This is a genomic window from Trichococcus sp., assembly GCF_055118575.1.
Map to the genome: position 1 here is coordinate 1 of NZ_JBSQPW010000029.1, position 18,933 is coordinate 18,933.

General features: G+C 47.0%; 14 protein-coding genes. 1 reads left to right on the forward strand and 13 read right to left on the reverse strand.

Annotation, left to right across the window (positions count from 1 at the left end; translation table 11 throughout):
* Positions 1-260 precede the first annotated feature (260 nt).
* The gene (locus ACTCCX_RS09065) at positions 261-1,760 is read right to left on the reverse strand and encodes a UDP-N-acetylmuramoyl-L-alanyl-D-glutamate--2,6-diaminopimelate ligase (RefSeq protein WP_463275694.1); all 1,500 of its coding nucleotides are present in this window, start codon (positions 1,758-1,760) and stop codon (positions 261-263) included.
* Between the two features lie 161 nt (positions 1,761-1,921).
* On the opposite strand from ACTCCX_RS09065, the gene ACTCCX_RS09070 reads away from it, so the two are divergent.
* The gene (locus ACTCCX_RS09070; protein WP_463275695.1) at positions 1,922-2,593 is read left to right on the forward strand and encodes a YigZ family protein; all 672 of its coding nucleotides are present in this window, start codon (positions 1,922-1,924) and stop codon (positions 2,591-2,593) included.
* A 47-nt stretch (positions 2,594-2,640) separates the two neighbouring features.
* Here the strand turns inward: ACTCCX_RS09070 and ACTCCX_RS09075 are convergent, their stop codons facing one another.
* From ACTCCX_RS09075 to groL, 12 genes are all read right to left on the reverse strand, one after another.
* The gene (locus ACTCCX_RS09075; RefSeq protein ID WP_463275696.1) at positions 2,641-3,738 is read right to left on the reverse strand and encodes a glycosyltransferase family 4 protein; all 1,098 of its coding nucleotides are present in this window, start codon (positions 3,736-3,738) and stop codon (positions 2,641-2,643) included.
* 100 nt (positions 3,739-3,838) lie between these two features.
* Positions 3,839-5,728, reverse strand: a complete 1,890-nt coding sequence (locus ACTCCX_RS09080) for an LTA synthase family protein (protein ID WP_463275697.1) — start codon at positions 5,726-5,728, stop codon at positions 3,839-3,841.
* 25 nt (positions 5,729-5,753) lie between these two features.
* Positions 5,754-6,587, reverse strand: a complete 834-nt coding sequence (gene nadE, locus ACTCCX_RS09085) for an ammonia-dependent NAD(+) synthetase (RefSeq protein ID WP_463275698.1) — start codon at positions 6,585-6,587, stop codon at positions 5,754-5,756.
* A gap of 30 nt (positions 6,588-6,617) precedes the next feature.
* Positions 6,618-8,102: a nicotinate phosphoribosyltransferase gene (locus tag ACTCCX_RS09090; RefSeq protein WP_463275699.1), complete on the reverse strand. Its 1,485-nt coding sequence runs from the start codon at positions 8,100-8,102 to the stop codon at positions 6,618-6,620.
* Positions 8,103-8,377: 275 nt separating this feature from the next.
* A complete protein-coding gene (locus ACTCCX_RS09095) occupies positions 8,378-9,772 on the reverse strand; it encodes a sugar transferase (protein WP_463275700.1) in 1,395 nt (464 codons plus the stop codon).
* A 227-nt stretch (positions 9,773-9,999) separates the two neighbouring features.
* Positions 10,000-11,259, reverse strand: coding sequence for an argininosuccinate synthase (locus tag ACTCCX_RS09100; protein WP_463275701.1), 1,260 nt, complete (start codon positions 11,257-11,259; stop codon positions 10,000-10,002).
* A gap of 240 nt (positions 11,260-11,499) precedes the next feature.
* Positions 11,500-13,410, reverse strand: coding sequence for a PTS fructose transporter subunit IIABC (locus tag ACTCCX_RS09105; RefSeq protein WP_463275702.1), 1,911 nt, complete (start codon positions 13,408-13,410; stop codon positions 11,500-11,502).
* A gap of 18 nt (positions 13,411-13,428) precedes the next feature.
* Entirely contained in the window at positions 13,429-14,343 is a 915-nt protein-coding gene (gene pfkB, locus ACTCCX_RS09110) for a 1-phosphofructokinase (RefSeq protein WP_463275703.1), read from the reverse strand.
* A complete protein-coding gene (locus ACTCCX_RS09115; protein ID WP_463275704.1) occupies positions 14,343-15,092 on the reverse strand; it encodes a DeoR/GlpR family DNA-binding transcription regulator in 750 nt (249 codons plus the stop codon). The genes pfkB and ACTCCX_RS09115 overlap by 1 nt, the downstream gene beginning before the upstream one ends.
* 262 nt (positions 15,093-15,354) lie before the next feature.
* Positions 15,355-16,680, reverse strand: a complete 1,326-nt coding sequence (locus tag ACTCCX_RS09120) for an MATE family efflux transporter (protein ID WP_463275705.1) — start codon at positions 16,678-16,680, stop codon at positions 15,355-15,357.
* A gap of 8 nt (positions 16,681-16,688) precedes the next feature.
* Entirely contained in the window at positions 16,689-16,970 is a 282-nt protein-coding gene (locus tag ACTCCX_RS09125) for a metal-sensitive transcriptional regulator (RefSeq protein WP_463275706.1), read from the reverse strand.
* Between the two features lie 336 nt (positions 16,971-17,306).
* A complete protein-coding gene (groL, locus tag ACTCCX_RS09130) occupies positions 17,307-18,920 on the reverse strand; it encodes a chaperonin GroEL (protein WP_463275707.1) in 1,614 nt (537 codons plus the stop codon).
* Between the last annotated feature and the right edge of the window lie 13 nt (positions 18,921-18,933).

Genomic DNA, 18,933 nt, shown 5'->3' on the forward strand with positions numbered 1-18,933 from the left:
GTCATTTTTTGATTGAAATTTAGAGTATTTTCGTGTAAAGTTGCCATTGAGAGAACCCCTTTCTATGGTTTTTGGTCGTACATTTACCATAACAGATAGGGGTTCTTTTTTCACACCTTTTGGGTGTGAACTGGAAAGACAAAATATGTTGGAAGACTGACGTTTCAAGACGTTTTCTGAAAATCTATGAATAATTCAGGTGTTTAGCTTTTCCTTAAGATGGCCAGGCTCTATCAAGCCATGAAGCAAGAGCTGGCGGTCTACTCCTTGGAGAGTTGCTCGTTGCGCAACTGAATCGCTTCAGCCGCCACTTCACTGTCCAGCAGACGGATCATTGTCCCTCTGTCATTATAATCGGCTTCATGTCCACGCCCCAGCAAGATGACTGTATCTCCAGGCTCTGCGATGGTGATGGCGTGCAGGATAGCTTCCCTGCGGTTTTCGATGTATTCATAGTTGTCCTTTTCGATGCCGGCAAGCATCATCTCAATGATCTGTACCTGCGGTTCTTTCCCGGTATCGTCCGTCGTCAGAATGACATAATCGGAAAGTTCCGTACCGATGCGGGCCATGATCGGGCGCTTTTCATGTTCGCGTTCCCCCGCCCCGCCGAAAACGGAAATGACTTTGCCTTGGGTGAATTCGCGTACCACACTCAATACTTTTTCCATTGCATCGGGCGAATGGGCAAAATCCACATAGACGCCGATGTCACTCGCTCCAGGAACGATTTCCAGTCTGCCGGTCACGCCAGCCAATGACGTTACCGCTTTTGCAGCATCTTCCAGCGGAATGCCCACAGCATAAACAGCCGCCAATGCCGCCAACGTGTTGGAGACGTTATAGAGCCCCACCAAGTTCGTTACGACCGGATAGCGTTCCCCATTTACGACCAGATTGAAGCGAGTCTGTGTGCGACTGTATGTGATATCCGCCGCGAAGAAATCAGCCGTCTCATCCTTTACACTGTAGGAAATGACTTCTGCAGCCGTAGCGATGCGATAGCTGTGGATCGTCTCATCATCCGCATTCAGCACTGCCGTTTTCGTCCGACCGTTTTTTCGGCCATTCCCCAGCTGGGAAAACAGCAGTTTTTTCGCTTCAGCATAGGCTTCCATCGTGTGATGGAATTCCATATGCTCATGCGTCAGATTGGTCATGATGGCGACGTCCAGGTCCAGACCCCATGCCCTGCCCATTTCCAAAGCGATCGAGGAAAGTTCCAGCGTGAAATATTCCGTTCCCCTCTCTGTCATGAGATGCAAGGCTTTTTGCATGGTGATGCTGTCGGGTGTCGTGTTTTTCGTTTTGTGCACTTCATCCCCGATATGCATCTCGATGGTGCCCATCAATCCGGTTTTTTTCTCCATTGCCTTAAGGATCGCTTCCACCAGATAGGTGACTGTCGTCTTTCCGTTTGTTCCTGTTACACCGATGACTTTCATCGCCTCGCTCGGATAACCATAAAAGCGAGTCGCAAGCAAGCTCATTGCTTTGTCTGTATCAGGAACATACACAACTGGGACAGTTTCCACCACATTTTGGATATCCTTCTGGGCAACAATCACACCCGCTCCATTGGCTACTGCCTTCTCTACGTAATTGTGGCCGTCCACTTGTGTTCCATCTATGCAGATAAACAGATCCCCCGATTGGATATCGCGGGAATCCTGACTGATCTTTCCAATATTCAACTCGGGATCCAAACTCCCGACAACTCTTTTCATTTTGAGTACATCGATTAAATCTGTAGCTTTCACGCAGATCACCTTTCCATCGACCCCTGTGGCCGTTTGGTCTATTCTCTCTAACAATACCACAAATGGAAATGTTCGGAAAGTCCCTTTCCTTGTTCGTTACCTGTCATCAGACCGCCGCTGTGGTAAAATGGGAATGAATAACAAATTGGAGGATAATGGCTATGCTGACAACCTATCACACTATCGCAGAGAGCGGCGTTTCCGAGATAATCATCAAAGGTTCCCGCTTCATCTGCAGCCTCAAACGTGTCCATTCTGAGGACGAGGCTAAAGATTTCATCCAAGCCATAAAAAAAGAACATTGGAAGGCGACTCACAACTGTTCCGCCTATCTGATCGGCGACCAGAACGAAATCCAGCGCGCCCATGACGATGGCGAGCCTTCCGGAACAGCTGGAGTCCCGATGTTGGAAGTGCTCAAGAAAAACGATCTTCGTTACGTCGCTGCCGTCGTCACCCGTTACTTCGGCGGGACAAAATTGGGGGCGGGGGGCTTGATCCGTGCCTACAGCCGATCGGTATCGACCGCATTGAAGGACATCGGCATCGTTAACCGCAGCCTCCAGACTAAAGTCGGTTGCATCGTGTCTTATTCCGCTTCCGGAAAACTAGAGAATTACTTGGTGCAATCGCCGTACACGCTGATCGAGACTCAATACACCGACAAGGTTTGTTTCTTCTGCGGCATCCCTACTGAAGACATCAACCATTTCCAGGGCACCATCACGGACGTCATGAACGGACGGGTCGTTTTTGAAATCGGCGAAGAGGATTACGTGGAGCGTCCGGTCTCCCCAACTTACGATGATACCGATGAAGGTGAAATCGAATAAAAAAAAATGAACGAGCCATGATTGCCTGTTTGGCTTTCATGGCTTGTTCATTTTTTTTTGTCGTCCTTTTCCCTTAACAGGCGATACAAAGTCCTGCGCAATCTGGAACGATCGCTGTCCAACAGATTGAAGGAGGCGATGAAGAGCACGACGCCATAAATCAAACCTGCTCCTAAAACTACCGTTCCCCAGAAAGAAGAAATCGGGAACAGAATGGCAGTCAAGGAAAAGATGATCGCTAAAGCATAAATGACCAAAACGGTCTGTCGGTGCGTAAACCCAAGCCGCAACAAACGATGGTGCAGGTGACTTTTGTCCTTCGCGCTGATGGATCGCTTGTGCAAGGTCCGACGAAGGACGGCGGCAATCGTGTCCGTCAAGGGAACCCCGAGAATGGCCACAGGTATCAGCAAAGATACGAAGGTGGCGTGTTTCAATCCGAACAAGGACAGCACCGCAATCATAAAACCTACGAATAATGACCCTGTATCTCCCAAAAAAATGGAGGCCGGATAGAAGTTGAAAGGCAAAAAGCCCAGCAAACTCGCAACCAAAAGGAAGATCATGACAACAGCGCTTACGCCCATATGCGAGGTGAAGAAATAGCTGACGAGTCCCATGGTCGAGAGGGAAATGATCGAAGTGCCCGTCGCCAAGCCATCCAATCCATCCATCAGATTCACTGCATTCGTGATGACCACAATCCATAGCATCATCACCAAGTAACCCGCTTCACGGAATTCAATCGTTCCGAAGTAGCTCAGTGTGAGGCTGTCAATTTTTATTCCCGAATAGAAATACAGGATGTTCGCCGCAGTAAGGATACCGATCATCTTTTGCCAAGGCTTCAGATCATAGTAATCATCGATGATTCCGGTCACCAGAATGATCAACGAACTCAAAAAAATGATAGGCGCAAAACCCGGACGAACATTGTCAGGGACCCCAATAAAGAAGGCACCCCAATAAGCCAAGAATATGGCTACGCCTCCCATCGTCGGCGTCTCTTTGCTGTGCACTTTCGCTTCGGATGGCCTATCCGTCCAACGGAACCTTCGCGCTGCCGAACGGAAAAGATAGGTGAGCAGCATACTCGCCAGAATTGTCGCACCGAAAAGAAGCACAAACCGTATAAAGAAACTCACCCGATCCCTCCTTTCACCCTTTATTTCCTTAATCATAGGCGATTCCGGCTATACATGCAAATCAACTCTCAAACAAATCGTAATAATCCGGCAACCTTTTTCAATCTTCCATCTGAAAGAACCCGTTCGCTTCCGCATACCGGTCTCCGGTAGTCGTATCGTACTGGATCAGATCATAATCCGCCAACAGCGTTTTTGCCTGCTCGGATAACCCTTGTCGGCTGGCTACATATTCACCGGTATCGGCATTCACATACTGCGTCTTTTCGAAAGCCGGCACTTGTTCCTGCAAAGCCATCAATAGGGCTTCAAAAGCGGTGACTCGGCTGCCGCTCAGCTCCAACACTTCCGGGAAGAAATAGATGGGACTGGTGATCCCCAGATTCTTTTGGACTTCTTCCGTGTTGCTGTAGATGAACATGGGCGTTTCGTGCATATTTTGGATCGTATTAGACGCATAAAGATCCTCGCCGAAAACGCTGGGCCAGTGGTCACCCCAAAATACGACGACGGTCGGCTCTTCCCACTCTTGGAGAGCGCCCAACAGATCAGCCAACGCTTGATCGCTGTACTGCAGATCCTGCAGATAGTTCCGGATTGTTTGGCTGGCAATGCCGGTTTCCGCAGCAGACGGCAAAACCGTATATTTATTTTGATAAGGCGTATGGTTCTGCATCGTCACCAAGTGGACAAAATCTTTTTCCTCGCTGGCTTTCAGGATAGCCAGAATTTCTGAATAGGCTGCGGCATCAGAAATATATGGATTAGTATCCAGCTTGTCCGTATTCGTCATCGTGTCCTCGTAAAGGAAAGTGTCAAAACCTAAAGTCTCATAGTTTTCCAGCCGCTTATACATGGTTGTATTGTAGGGATGGATTGCTGTTGTGCGGAAACCAGCCGCTTCCAAACGGGACACAACTGAAGGGAAATCGTCTTGGGATGACAGAAATTGCGTATACGGCGTCGTGATGTTCGCGGCGAACGGCTCCATCGAAAAACCCGTCAAAGCCTCGAATTCGATGTTGGCAGTTCCACCGCCATAGCCTTGGGATAACATTTCGCCGCTGTAGATCGTTTCCATCAAAGCCCGCGTAAACGGAATCGGATCACTCTGCAGATCCAAGCCTTCCAATTCAAGTGGGTCCGCAAAACTTTCATTCATGATGTAGATGATATTCGTTTCAGGCAACGCTGCAGTTCTTTCCGCATTGACCTCATCGGCAAGCTGCTGATAGGTTGCCTTCAACTCATCAATCTTTTCCTTTGAATAACCCGTCGGCATCTCCATCGATGCAGCCGAAAGGTTGTAAAGGAACCCGGCCACAAAGCCGGTGTTGTAATAATTCATCTGTTGGCTGTACGGGATCCAATAAGCTGTCCGGTCATAGGCTTTTTTGAGCAGGTTGCCTTCCTGTTGGAACTGGCCGGCATAGCCGAGCGCGATGCTTGTCGCAAAGAACACCAAGACGCGCGCTTTCCATCCCAATTTCACGGTCTTTTTGGACTTGGACTGACGCAAAGAAAAAAACACGAATGCCAGAAACAGAACAAGCACCAAACCAAGTGCAGCCAATGCCCTTCCGTTCAGCATCTCCAAAAGGAAGGTGGCCTCCGTCAGCATCTTCAAGTCGCTCGGGTAAACAGGCTCGTTCCGCTGCAGCATCTTTTCATAGGTCGCCATCCCGAGGATTCCTCCAGACAGCAACAGCAGTGCATTTGCCCAGCGGATGTTCCCTAACAACGCCCAAAGCCATAAGCCCAGCGTCACTACTACCCCCGTGCTGATCAGGAACTTTTCCGTATGCCACGCAAATACAAAATTCACGACCAGACCGGCATCCAGATCATTTTGGGTCCATTGAAGATAGAGATGGACTACAAATACGGTCATCAACAAGCTGAAGAAGTGCAAGAGCAGGAGATGCCCCCTGCTCTTGCACTGCAGCTCTTGATTTCCTTTCATCATTTTATATTGTTTGCTGATTTTCACTGCACAACCCCGCTATCTGAACAGATTAGGCTTCTTTCCAAAAACTGTCATAGACCGTTATCGGTAAATGCCGTTTATGCTCGGTCTTCGTGTACCAGCCTTCGATGACTTCAGCGTCCTTGTCCGGTATTTCCTTGCCTTCCAAATAAGCATCGATCATCTCGTACGTCACGCCAAGAGCCACTTCATCAGGCAATGCGGGGCGATTTTCTTCCAAGTCCGCTGTCGGAACTTTTTCATAAAGCTCTTTAGGTGCGCCCAATTCTTTCAATAGTTCACGGCCTTGGCGTTTGTTCAGGCGCCAAATCGGTAACAAGTCGGCTGCGCCGTCCCCGAATTTCGTAAAGAAACCAGTCACGGATTCCGCCGCATGATCGGTCCCCAGAACGGCCCCGCTGCTGTCGCCCGCTATCGCGAACTGGACGATCATGCGTTGGCGCGCCTTGATGTTGCCTTTGTTGAAGTCGGTGATTGTAAGCCCTGCTTCTTCAAGGGCATCGAGTGCGGCATCAGCCATTTCTTTGATGTTGACGACCAATTTTTCATCCGGCGAAATGAAGGCAAGTGCGGCTTGGGCATCGTGTTCATCAAATTGGATGCCGTACGGAAGTCGGACGGCAATGAATCGATAACTGTCATCGCCTGTCTCATCGCGCATTTCCTGGATTGCCAGCTGGGCTAGCCGCCCCGTCAAAGTGGAGTCTTGGCCTCCGCTGATACCTAAAACAAATGTCTTCAAAAAGGGGTGTGCCGCCAAATAATCTTTCATGAAATCGATGCTGATGCGGATTTCCTCTTTCGGATCGATTTCCGGTTTCACTCTTAACGCAGCAATTATTTCTTTTTGTAATGGACGCATACCTATTCACTCCTCGTTTGATCTGATTGGTTATTTAGTGCTTTCCAATAATGCGGCTTCTTCCTTGATCTGTTTCTTGATGTCTTTGATGGTAGCCATCTTATGATCATAAGTCTTCTGTGACAGGTCGACAGGATAGTCTTCCGGATTCAGGATACGTTTGTATTCATCCCACAGACCGCTCATTTGCGCCTCCGAGAAGGCTTTTACTTCTTGTAGCGATGGCAATGCATAAACCAACTCACCATCGACTATGATATCCTGCAGAACGGGACGCGCCTCAAAATCAGTGATGGTCTTGTTGATGTAAGTGAAAACCGGATGGAACATGTACAGTTCCGCCTCTTGATCGGGTTTTTCTTCCCAAAGCGCAATGTAATCCCCTTCCGACTTACCGTCACGCTTGCGTGTGATCCGCCATACCTGTTTTTTGCCTGGTGTGGAGACTTTTTCAGCGTTGCTGGAGATTTTCATCGTGTCCACCATTTTGCCATTCTCATCCGCAATCGAGACTAATTTGTAGACCGCTCCAAGAGCTGGCTGATCGTAGGCGGTGATCAGTTTCGTGCCGACTCCCCAGACATCGATTTTTGCGCCCTGCATCTTCAGGTTCAAAATGGTCAATTCATCCAAGTCGTTCGATGCGTAGATTTTTGCATCGGTAAATCCTGCCGCGTCCAATTGCTGACGGACTTTTTTGGAAATGTAGGCCATATCTCCGCTGTCTAAGCGCACACCGTTGAAGTTGATCTTGTCGCCCATTTCCTTCGCCACTTTGATGGCATTCGGCACGCCCGATTTCAACGTGTCATACGTATCGACAAGGAACACACAGTCCTTGTGGGAACGCGCATAAGCCATGAAGGCATCATAATCGTTGCGGTAGACTTGGACCATCGAATGGGCATGGGTACCCGAAGCCGGAATCCCGAACATTTTTGCTGCCCGGACATTGCTTGTGGCATTGAATCCTGCGATATAGGCTGCGCGTGTACCCCAAATGGCAGCATCCATTTCCTGGGCTCTTCTGGAACCGAATTCCATTAAAGGCTCATCATCACAGACATACCGCAAACGTGCAGCTTTTGTCGCTATCAGCGTCTGGAAGTTTACGACGTTCAATAAGGCCGTTTCAATCAATTGGCATTCTGCCAACGGACCTTCCACCTGGACGATCGGTTCATTCGCGAAAACGAGATCCCCCTCCAAAGCGGAACGGATCGTACCCGAGAAACGGAAATTTTTCAGGTATTCCAAAAAGCCTTCCTCGTAGCCGACATGCTCCCGCAAATAGGCGATGTCCGTATCCGTAAAACGCAAATTCTGTACGTAGGATACGAAGCGTTCCAGGCCCGCATAGACTGCATAGCCATTATTGAAAGGATACTTCCGGAAGTACAGTTCAAAAATTGCATGTTTTTCGGTAATGCCTTCATCCCAATAAGTCTTCATCATGTTAATTTGGTACAAATCAGTATGCAAAGCTAAACTATCATCGTTATAATCAAAACTCATCCAACTCACTCATTTCATCTTTGATCGTACGCCTCCGCATTCTGTCACGGTACCGCAGAAGGAAGTGCTCTATTTACCTATTGTAACGCAATTCCCTGTACATTTCCGCTTTTTTGTCCAAAATCCATCAGATTGATTATAGTGGTAAGCCTACATTCCCGCAAATACAACCGGCATTTCCGTGTAAACAAAAAACCATCCTGGCGGGCGAAAAAACGCCCGGATGATGGTTTGTTGTTTATTCGAGGCAAAGCGGGCTTGTCCCGCTTTTCTTTTTAATAAATGACTCGGATGCCGCGTGCTTCAATCTCTTGCTCGGACAGGATCGCCCGTTCACTCTCATCCACTCCGCGGGATGAGACTTTATCGAACAGAATTTTGACGGTCTGCAGCATGATTTTCAGATCCAGTATCAAGGAATATTTCTTGATGTAGATCAGATCGAAATTCAGCTTGCTGTTGAAGTCGGAAGCGTACTTGCCGTACACTTGCGCATATCCGGTGATACCGGCACGGACATTGTGGCGCAGATAATAATGCGGGTTCAATTCCTTGAATTGATCGACGAAGAAGGGACGCTCCGGACGAGGACCGACCAAAGACATATCCCCTAGCAGTACGTTAAACAACTGCGGCAATTCATCAATGCGCAAAGAGCGCAAATATTTGCCGACTTTTGTAACGCGCATATCATTGCTTGTTGCCAAAACCGGGCCTGAATCCTTTTCAGCAGTCACACCCATACTGCGGAACTTCAGAATTTCGAATTCCTTTCCGTCTTTGGTGATGCGTGTCTGCTTGTAGAATACAGGACCCTCAGAACTCTTCTTCACTAGGATAGCCGTAACGGCCATGATCGGCGAGGTAATGACAATCCCGATGAGCGCAACTGTGATATCGATGATCCGTTTCATAAGGCCATCTTCTGCCGGGATACGGAACGGAGAAACTTCGATGATGCTTTCATCCTCAATATTCATCATATTCGGATTGACCATGATCAGGTTCTCAAAACTGGTATTCAAGAACATTTTTTTCTCTTTGCTTGTCAGCATATCATATATCTTCAGCTTTTCGGATTCTTCGATTTGGCTCGCCAAGTAGACGATATCGATTTCTTCCAGATGCCTCAGTATGTTTTCATAATAATCAGAGAGCACGACATGCGTCACCACATGACGGATGCTTTTTGTATTCGTAAAATTATCCACCGCGGCAAATACTTCCTTTTCCATCCCGACGATCATGACCCGCTTGCTGCCGCTCATGCGCTGGTACATTTTGAAGACCAATACACGGAAAATAAATAATACGATTGTTCCCACAAAAAAGTTGATCAGGATGACCGACCGCGGGAATGCCAACCAACGCCCGGCAAAAGTCAAAGCCATGATGATCAATGAAAGGACGAATTGCCCGATGACCGTGATGAACAAGAAATCACTGATCGATTTGTTGTAAAAGATATACGTACCGAACAGGATATTAACGATGATGAAGATCACCGAGACATAGGCAATGCTTCCCTGAAAGGCATCGAAGTTTATCAATGGTATGTTTTTTCCGAATTTTAAATAAAAAGATAGCAGCAATGATCCGATGAACAACAGCACATCAACGATGCCGATGATAATTTTACGGGCTTTATTCCATTCACCTGTTTGATTCACGCCTAATCTCCTCCTCCTTGAACTAGCTTAGTATGAATGCATTCATTTTATCATAGTTTGTTCTTTTGCGATATTAAAGTTTGAATAGGCACTATTCCCTCCATCCCTGTATGAGAATATACTTCAAATATTATCCGACAACATAAAAGAACGTCCTCATCAGGACTATGGCCTGATGAGGACGTTCCGGAGCGGACTAGCTGTCGACAGACACTAATACCGGTTGTTTATTTCAATAGATCCTTCAATTCATCGTGTGTCGCTTGGCCCTCAGCTTGCTCTTTCATGACACGGATCGATGTAGGCAAGCCGAACAGACGGATGAAGCCGGCTGCATCTGTGTGGTTGTAGACATCGTCGCTTTCGAAAGTCGCAAAGCTTTCGCTGTACAACGATTTCGCGCTGACCACACCAGCATCGGTGATGTTGCCTTTATAAAGCTTCATCTTCACGAAACCTTCGACATTCTTTTGGGTTTCATCGACAAAGGCAGCCAAAGCTTTGCGTAATGGTGTATACCACAAGCCGTTGTATACAAGCTCCGCGTATTTGTTCGCCAGCAATTGTTTGTATTGGAAAGTGTCTTTGTCCAAGCAAAGTTGTTCCAATTTGTCGTGGGCATGGTACAGAACAGTTCCGGCTGGCGTTTCATAAACGCCTCTTGACTTCATGCCGACCAAGCGGTTCTCCACAATATCGATGATGCCCACGCCGTTAGCGCCAGCGATCACGTTCAATTTTTCGATAAGGGCGATTCCGTCCATGGCTTCCCCGTTCAGGCTGACCGGGATGCCTTGTTTGAATTCCAACGTGACATAAGTTGCTTCGTCAGGGGCTTTCTCAGGCGTCACGCACATCTCCAGGATTTTATCGTAATCAGGCTCGTTGGCGGTCATTTCCAGGTCAAGGCCTTCATGCGACAGATGCCACAAGTTTTTGTCTTTTGAGTAGTTTGTTTCCAATGTAATCGGAAGCGGCACGTTATGTGCAGCAGCATACGCAAATTCATCTTCTCTGGAAGTCAGTTCCCATTCTCTCCAAGGGGCGATGATCGTGATGTTCGGATCGAATTCTCTGATGCCGACTTCAAAACGGACTTGGTCATTCCCTTTCCCTGTTGCACCGTGAACGATTGCATCAGCATTTTCCAAGTGGGCGATCTTTACCATTCTTTTTGCGATGATCGGACGGGCGAAAGAAGTCCCCAATAAATATTGTCCTTCGTACTTAGCGCCTGCTTGCAATGTCGGCCAAATGAATTCTTCGACGAATTCTTTCTTCAAGTCTGCAACATACAACTTCGATGCGCCACAGTTGATCGCTTTTTCTTCCAATCGGCTGTAGTCATCACCTTGTCCTACGTCTCCTACTACGGCGATTACTTCACAGTTGTTGTAGTTTTCTTTTAACCAAGGGATGATGACGGACGTATCCAATCCACCTGAGTAAGCCAAAACTACTTTTTTGATTGATTCCTTTGCTGCCATGCTTTTACCTCCTTATACAGATTTCAATATCCGTTGCTTTTATGCATGAACTGATATCTACATTTCGTTTATTTAACAATATGCATTATAGCATATCTGCCATGAAAATCATCCCATTTTTTTACATTATTCTCATTTAGCTGTCATACCGTTTTCATTTATGCGGCTTTGTTTCGGAACAGCGAAAAAGAGAGAACAGAAAGGGATTCCCCATTCTGTTCTCTCGATGAATGATCCTGTTTATTTTGCGGTTTCTTGAGACAAAGTTTTTTTCCAAAGACCCAACGTCAATGCTGATACCACTGTTCCGATCGCCAAAGCCAACAAGAACATCAACGGACGGTTAGCCAATGTGATTACGAACAGGCCACCATGCGGTGCAGGGATAGAAACTGCCCATAATTGCGTCAACCCGCCCGCAATCGCTGAACCAAGGATGGAAGAACCGATGACGCGCATTGGATCTGCAGCAGCGAATGGAATCGCACCTTCAGTGATGAAGGAAAGACCAAGCAAGATATTGGAGAGTCCTGATTTTTGTTCGATATCCGTAAATTTGTTCTTGAAGATCAATGTTGCGATACCGATAGCCAATGGAGGAATCATCCCACCGGCCATTACCGCAGCCATCAAACTGCCATCGCCTGTGTCAGTAAAGATACCGATTGAGAATGCGTAAGCTGCTTTATTGAATGGACCACCCATGTCGATTGCCATCATACCGCCAAGAACAGCACCCAGCACAACTGCATTACCCGTTCCCAAGTTTTCCAGGAAGGTGATCATCGCCTCGTTGATTGTAGAGAAGACAGGTCCGACCAAGAAATACATCAACAAACCAGTAATCAACAGACCGAAAACAGGGTATAAGAGGATTGTTTTCAACCCATCCAACGTCCGTGGCAGGCCTTTGAAGGCTTTCTTCAGATATACCATGATGTAACCAGCCATGAAACCGGCAATCAAACCACCCAAGAAACCGGCATTTGCTTGGACAGCCAAGTAACCACCCGCCATACCTGGAAGCAACCCTGGACGATCGGCAATACTCATTGCGATGTAACCGGCCAAAATCGGAATCAGGAAGCTGAACGCCGCTCCACCGATTGCCATGAAGGAAATGAACAATGGACTGTCCGCACCCAACGACGTTTCAAATAGGAAGGAAATCGCAATCAGGATACCGCCGCCGACAACAAATGGCAGCATGTGAGAAATACCGTTCATCAAGTCTTTGTAGACTCTGCTGATGATTGATGGATTTTCATCGCTTGCGCTAGCAGTGACAGCATCGCCTTCGACATTCAGGATCGGTGCTTCTTGACGCATTGCTTTTGTGATCAGTTCTTCCGCCTTGTTGATGCCATCGCTTACCGGTCTTTGCAATACATGCTTACCGTTGAAGCGCGCCATTTCAACTTTTTTGTCGGCTGCCACGATGACGCCATCGGCACGGCGGATTTCTTCGGCCGTCAAGCCATTCTTGACACCGTCAGAGCCGTTCGTTTCTACACGGATATCAACGCCCATTTTTTCTGCCATTTGTTTCAATGAATCTTCAGCCATATACGTGTGTGCGATCCCTGTCGGGCAAGCTGTTACCGCAATGACGAAAGGTCTCTTCGTTTCGGTTGCTGCTACTGGGGCTACTGGCGCTGCTTTCGCTGCTGCCTCGGCTTGCTCTTTGGCTTCGCGTGCAGCTTCTGCTGCTGCGATTAAAGCCTGTACTTCTTCCGGAGTCTGAGCTTTCTTCAATGATGCAGTGAAATCAGGATTGATGAGTAAACGGGATAATGACGCCAAAACTTCCAGATGGACATTGTTTGCACCTTCCGGAGCCGCGATCATGAAGAATAGATTTGCTGGTTGGCCGTCCAACGAAGCATAGTCCACACCTGCTGCACTTTTTGCAAAAACAACAGCCGGTTTGATGACTGCTTTGTTTTTTGCATGCGGCATTGCAATGCCGTCGCCCAAACCAGTGGAAGTTTGCGATTCACGTTTCATGATGCCTTCTTTGTAAACTGCAGCATCATTGATGATGCCATTAGCGGAAAGACTTGCGATCATTTCATCGATGACGCCCTCTTTGGTTGTTCCTTGCAGATCCATAATCATCAATTCTTTTAGTAAGATATCATTGATTTTCATATTAATAAGTTCTCCTTCCTAAAGCTGACTGATAGTGACTTGTTTGACCAGAGCGTCGATTTCTTCACGGTTGGCTAAATCATCTGCAAAAGCGGTTGCGCTTCCGCAAGCGATACTGACTTTGAATGCTTCCAATGGATCCTGTGTTTTCGTGTACGTGCCAACAAAACCGGCAATCATCGAATCCCCGGAACCGACTGAATTCCGTAGGTTTCCCTTAGGTACCGTTCCATGATAGACACCTTCCGGAGTGAACAGGATAGCCCCTTTTGCAGCCATGGAAATGATCGCAAATTGCGCTCCCGATTCAAGTAATTTTTTACCGTATGGGAGGATATCCTCATCCGTTTCGAATGCAGTATCGAACAATTCGGCCAATTCATGGTGATTCGGTTTCACTAAAAGCGGGTGGTAAGGCAAAGCATTTTTCAGTTCCGCTCCGGTTGTATCAATGACGAACGTCACATTTTTCTCCGTCAGCCTTTGGATGATTGTTTGATAGTAATCTTCCGGCAAACTGGCTGGTTTGCTCCCGGCCAGGACTACGATGTCTTCACCCGGTATCAGTTCATCGAATTGCTTCAGGAATTCTTCTGCAACGGCCGCTTCAATATGAGGGCCTTGACCGTTCAATTCCGTTTCGACTCCTGATTTGATTTTGACATTAATGCGGGTCGCTTCTTCGACATGGGTAAAGTGGATGTTGCTCTTTTCCGCTACCAACCAGTCCTCGATGTATTTGCCTGTGAATCCGCCCAAAAACCCTAACGCGGTATTTTCAACATCCAATTGGTTGAGGATCCGAGAAACGTTGATCCCTTTGCCTCCAGGCAATTTGAAATCTTCTTGGATGCGATTTACCTCACCCAAATTGACACTCGGCAAATGGACGATGTAATCGATGGATGGATTTAATGTTACTGTGTATATCATTATTCAGCCTCCCAAATAGTTGTACTGTCTTTCAGGTTACGTTTGATTTCTGAAGGGACATTGTAGCTGATGATGCCGCAATCTTCGATATCGCAGACTTTCACGAAACTGACTTGTTTGAATTTCGAAGCATCCGCAACAACATAACTTTGCGCTGCATTTTCGATAGCAATCCTTTTGATGGTAGCTTCTTCGGTGTCGGGCGTCGTGAAACCGTATTGCTTATCGATGCCGTTGATGCCAAGAAAAGCTTTGCTGAAACGGTAATTCCTCATTTGCATTTGGCTGACCGGTCCGATGACTGCTTTTGTCTCCATCTTGATTTTGCCGCCGATAAGGATCGTCTCGAGTTGCATATCCGACAACAAACTGGCATGCGGGACACCGTTTGTGACGACCAGGATGCTCTTGCCTTTCAGGAAAGGAATCATCTCATAGGTAGTGGATCCGGCATCCAAAAAAATGATGTCTTGATCGCTCACTAATTGCGCTGCTTTTTCAGCAATCCGTTGTTTGTCCTGAACGTTTTTGGATGTTTTATCTTCCATCCTGTCTTCTGCTGAAACACTGTAGTTCCTCTTTGCTCCACCATGGACACGGATCAGGAAACCTGCTTCTTCAAGAGTGCTCAAATCGCGTCTGATCGTTGATTCAGAACTGCCCGTCTGATCGACAAGGTCCTGAAGTTTTACGATATTGTCTTTGGCTAAAGTGTCTAGAATGATTTTATGCCGCTCTTCTGTAAGCACTTTCCATCACCTCTCGTACAAAAATATACCACCTTCGTGTAAATAAATCAATCATTTTCCTCCAAAAACATTAACTTTCATTCAAAGGCATTCAGATGGGGATGAGCTACTATTCTTTGGATCTGCTTTCATAAATAAATTGGATACTTTAACGTCCTTTTCTATAAAAAAATAAATACAGACCTCATTTTTGTTAGAAACAGGGTCTGCATTTGATTTTTTATGGATGAATCTGATGCTTTCAAGCTCTCAGTGTTATAAATTAACGGGCCAAACGGCTTTGCTCGGAAATATTTTTCCTGAACCTGTAAATCAAAAATAGCGAACGTATGTAAAGATCGATTCCAATCGAGATCCAAACGCCGGCAATCCCCCATCCCAACATTTTCCCCAAAAAGATCACACCGATTATGCGCACCCCCCACATCCCAATAGCGGTACTGTACAAAGGCGATTTGGTATCGCCCATCCCTTGCAAAGAACCTGTCGTAATCAGGCTGATCGCAAGTCCCGGTTGGTTGAAGGCATCAATTCTCAGGGCGGTCACGATTTGACTGATTGCTTCAGCGTCCGAGGTGAACAGTTCGGCAAAATAAGGGGAGCCCACAAACAGAATGATCCCCAAGAAACTCATGACCAGCACGCCAAATGCTGCCGAGAGGACGGCGACACGTTTTGCCTCCTTGAAATCCAATGCGCCTGTACTGTTGCCTACGAGGGTGGTGGCAGCGGTGGCCAATCCGTACGCCGGCATATACACAAAGCTCTCGATATTTCCTGCAATGGAGTGTGCCGCAAAAGTTTTTGCGCCGATCGCAACGATCAATCCAAAATAGACTACTTGCCCCACCCGCATGACCAATCTTTCGAGTGCTGCCGGAATAGAAAGCTTCACCAATGGCGCATAATCACTTTTTACAAAAATGGATTTCAGTTCGAATGAAACCGAGGACTTCCTTATCTGTTTGTACAACAGCAGGCAGCCCAACAATCTTGCGACTGTTGTGCCTATCGCAGTCCCTACAACGCCAAGCGCTGGAATCGGTCCGATACCAAAAATAAGAATATAGTCCAAGCCTACATTCAATACATTTACGATTACGCTGACCTGCATCGGGGACTTTGTATTTCCGGATGCCCGCAGGATGCTTCCGAAAATGGTCATGACCGCTAAAAAGACTGAATTGCCACCCACAATGTAGAAAAATGCAGTGGAATAAGCCATCACTTGGTCATCGGCACCCATCAGCCCCAAAAGCGGCTTCCCAAAAGCAAGCGTCAGCAAGCCAAAAAGCAAGCCGATGATCACTGCCGAAAATGTGGACTGTTCCGCAATTCGGACAGCCCCTCCCCTATCCTTCGCCCCTAATTTCTGGGATATCAGGGAAGAAGTTCCCACACCTAATGCTATGAATATCGCCAAATAAACATTCAGGATCGTATTGGCAACGCCGACTGCCGTTACAGCCATAAGTCCTATCTTTGCTATCAGCAGTGTATCGACGAAGCCTACCAACGTCTGCAGCAGATTTTCGATTGTTGCAGGGATTGCCAAATTAAGAATTCTCTTTCCAGTGCTTTCTTCCATATTATCACCTAGTTCATCTTATTGTATTGCGCAATCACTTTTTGCAGTTTCTTCATTTCATCATCCAAATCGGCACCTTCACTAACATGCATCAGCGCGTGCTCTGTTTGGGCTTCCAGAAGGATATGACTGACTTTCTGGATGGCGGATCTGGTCGAATTCAACTGGATGATAATGTCTGCATACTCTTTCTCCTCGAGGATCATTTTTTTGATTCCCGCCACTTGTCCTTCAATCCGATTCAAACGTTTAACCAAACTGTCTGTCCTGTGTTCCTGTGAATGAGACAAAGCTCGCACCTCTTTTTTATATAGAATATGCCCCCATAGGGCATATTAATTATATGGAAAAATTCATCAGGAATCAACTTCGTCACTAAAACTGTGTTATTTGCAACAAAATAAGCAGAAAAAAAGGATCGGATAACTATTTCTGGCCATTCGGTCCTTCTGCTTGTAGAGTTCAGTGCTCGATTTCTAGAGTGGGATTCATCACACAGTGTAGTTGAACTCTGAATCCCAGAAATCTCCGCCTAAGCTGAAAACACCACCCCGACCAAAACCGGGTCGGGGTGGTGTTTTCCTCTTAGTGCTCGATTTCTAGAGTGGGATTCATCGTATCCTTTATTACATCATGCCCATTCCTGGGTCCATGGCTGGGGGTGTTGCTGGGGCTGGGCGGTCGGCTACGATCGCTTCTGTCGATAGGATCAGGGCAGCAACGCTGGCTGCATTTTGCAAAGCGGAACGTGTCACTTTAGTAGGATCAACAATTCCTGCTTCGATCATATTTACCCATTCATCGGTTGCGGCGTTATAACCCATACCAACTTCAAGTCCTTTGATTTTATCGGCTACAACGGAACCTTCTTTACCAGCATTTTCAGCGATTTGTCTCACTGGCTCTTCCAATGAACGTGCTACGATGCGAGCACCTGTCGCTTCGTCGCCGATCAGTTCCAACGCTTCAACGCGTTTTTGAACGTTGATCAAAGCTGTTCCACCACCGGATACGATACCTTCTTCAACAGCGGCGCGGGTTGCGTTTAAAGCATCTTCGATACGCAGTTTGCGTTCTTTCAATTCAGTTTCAGTAGCAGCTCCGACTTTGATGACGCCGACGCCTCCGGATAATTTCGCAAGACGTTCCTGCAATTTCTCGCGATCGAACTCTGAAGTTGTTTCGGCTGATTGGGCACGGATGATCGCTACACGTTGTTCGATGGCTTCTTTTTCGCCGGCTCCTTCAACGATGGTTGTGGAATCTTTGGTTACGACAACTTTACCTGCGCGACCCAAATGTTCTACGGTAGTATCCTTCAATTCCAAGCCTAAGTCCTCAGCAATGACTGTACCGCCTGTCAGGATTGCGATGTCCTGCAGCATTTCTTTACGGCGGTCACCGAAACCAGGTGCTTTGACTGCCGCTACATTGAATGTTCCGCGCAATTTGTTCAATACTAATGTAGGCAACGCTTCGCCGTCAACATCATCAGCAACAATCAACAATGGGCGTCCTTGTTGCAGGATCTGTTCCAATAAAGGCAAGATGTCTTGGATGTTGGACAATTTGCGATCTGTGATCAGGATATAAGGTGCTTCTAATTCAGCTTCCATTTTATCGTTGTTGGTAACCATGTATTGCGACAGATAACCACGGTCGAATTGCATCCCTTCAACAACATCCAACTCGGTTTCGATCCCTTTTGATTCTTCGATCGTGATCACGCCGTCGTTGCCGACTTTCTCCATCGCTTCCGCAATCAATTCGCCGATTTCTTTCGATCCAGACGATACAGCAGCGACCTGTGCGATTGATTCTTTCGAATTAACGGTTTGGGAAATTTCCGCTAAACCTTTTACAGCTGCTTGTGTCGCCAACTCAATGCCGCGACGGATTCCTACAGGATTTGCTCCTGCAGTAACGTTCTTCAGCCCTTCGCGAACGATTGCTTGTGTCAGAACAGTGGCAGTAGTAGTACCATCACCGGCAATATCATTTGTTTTGGAAGCAACTTCAGAAACCAGTTTCGCTCCCATATTTTCGAAGCGGTCTTCCAATTCGATTTCTTTGGCGATCGTCACGCCATCATTCGTGATCAATGGAGAACCGTACGCTTTTTCTAAAACAACGTTGCGGCCTTTAGGTCCTAAAGTCACTTTTACGGTATCTGCTAAGATATCCACACCACGAAGCATTGCTGCTCTTGCATCTTCTGAAAATTTAATGTCTTTTGCCATTTTATCGATTCAC

What these genes read in the sequence shown, in the direction of transcription:
- pfkB (WP_463275703.1), bottom strand. Translation starts at nt 14,343, where the DNA reads ATGATATACACAGTAACATTAAATCCATCCATCGATTACATCGTCCAT.
- ACTCCX_RS09105 (WP_463275702.1), bottom strand. Translation starts at nt 13,410, where the DNA reads ATGAAAATCAATGATATCTTACTAAAAGAATTGATGATTATGGATCTG.
- ACTCCX_RS09070 (WP_463275695.1), top strand. Translation starts at nt 1,922, where the DNA reads ATGCTGACAACCTATCACACTATCGCAGAGAGCGGCGTTTCCGAGATA.
- ACTCCX_RS09090 (WP_463275699.1), bottom strand. Translation starts at nt 8,102, where the DNA reads ATGAGTTTTGATTATAACGATGATAGTTTAGCTTTGCATACTGATTTG.
- ACTCCX_RS09120 (WP_463275705.1), bottom strand. Translation starts at nt 16,680, where the DNA reads ATGGAAGAAAGCACTGGAAAGAGAATTCTTAATTTGGCAATCCCTGCA.
- groL (WP_463275707.1), bottom strand. Translation starts at nt 18,920, where the DNA reads ATGGCAAAAGACATTAAATTTTCAGAAGATGCAAGAGCAGCAATGCTT.
- ACTCCX_RS09100 (WP_463275701.1), bottom strand. Translation starts at nt 11,259, where the DNA reads ATGGCAGCAAAGGAATCAATCAAAAAAGTAGTTTTGGCTTACTCAGGT.
- nadE (WP_463275698.1), bottom strand. Translation starts at nt 6,587, where the DNA reads ATGCGTCCATTACAAAAAGAAATAATTGCTGCGTTAAGAGTGAAACCG.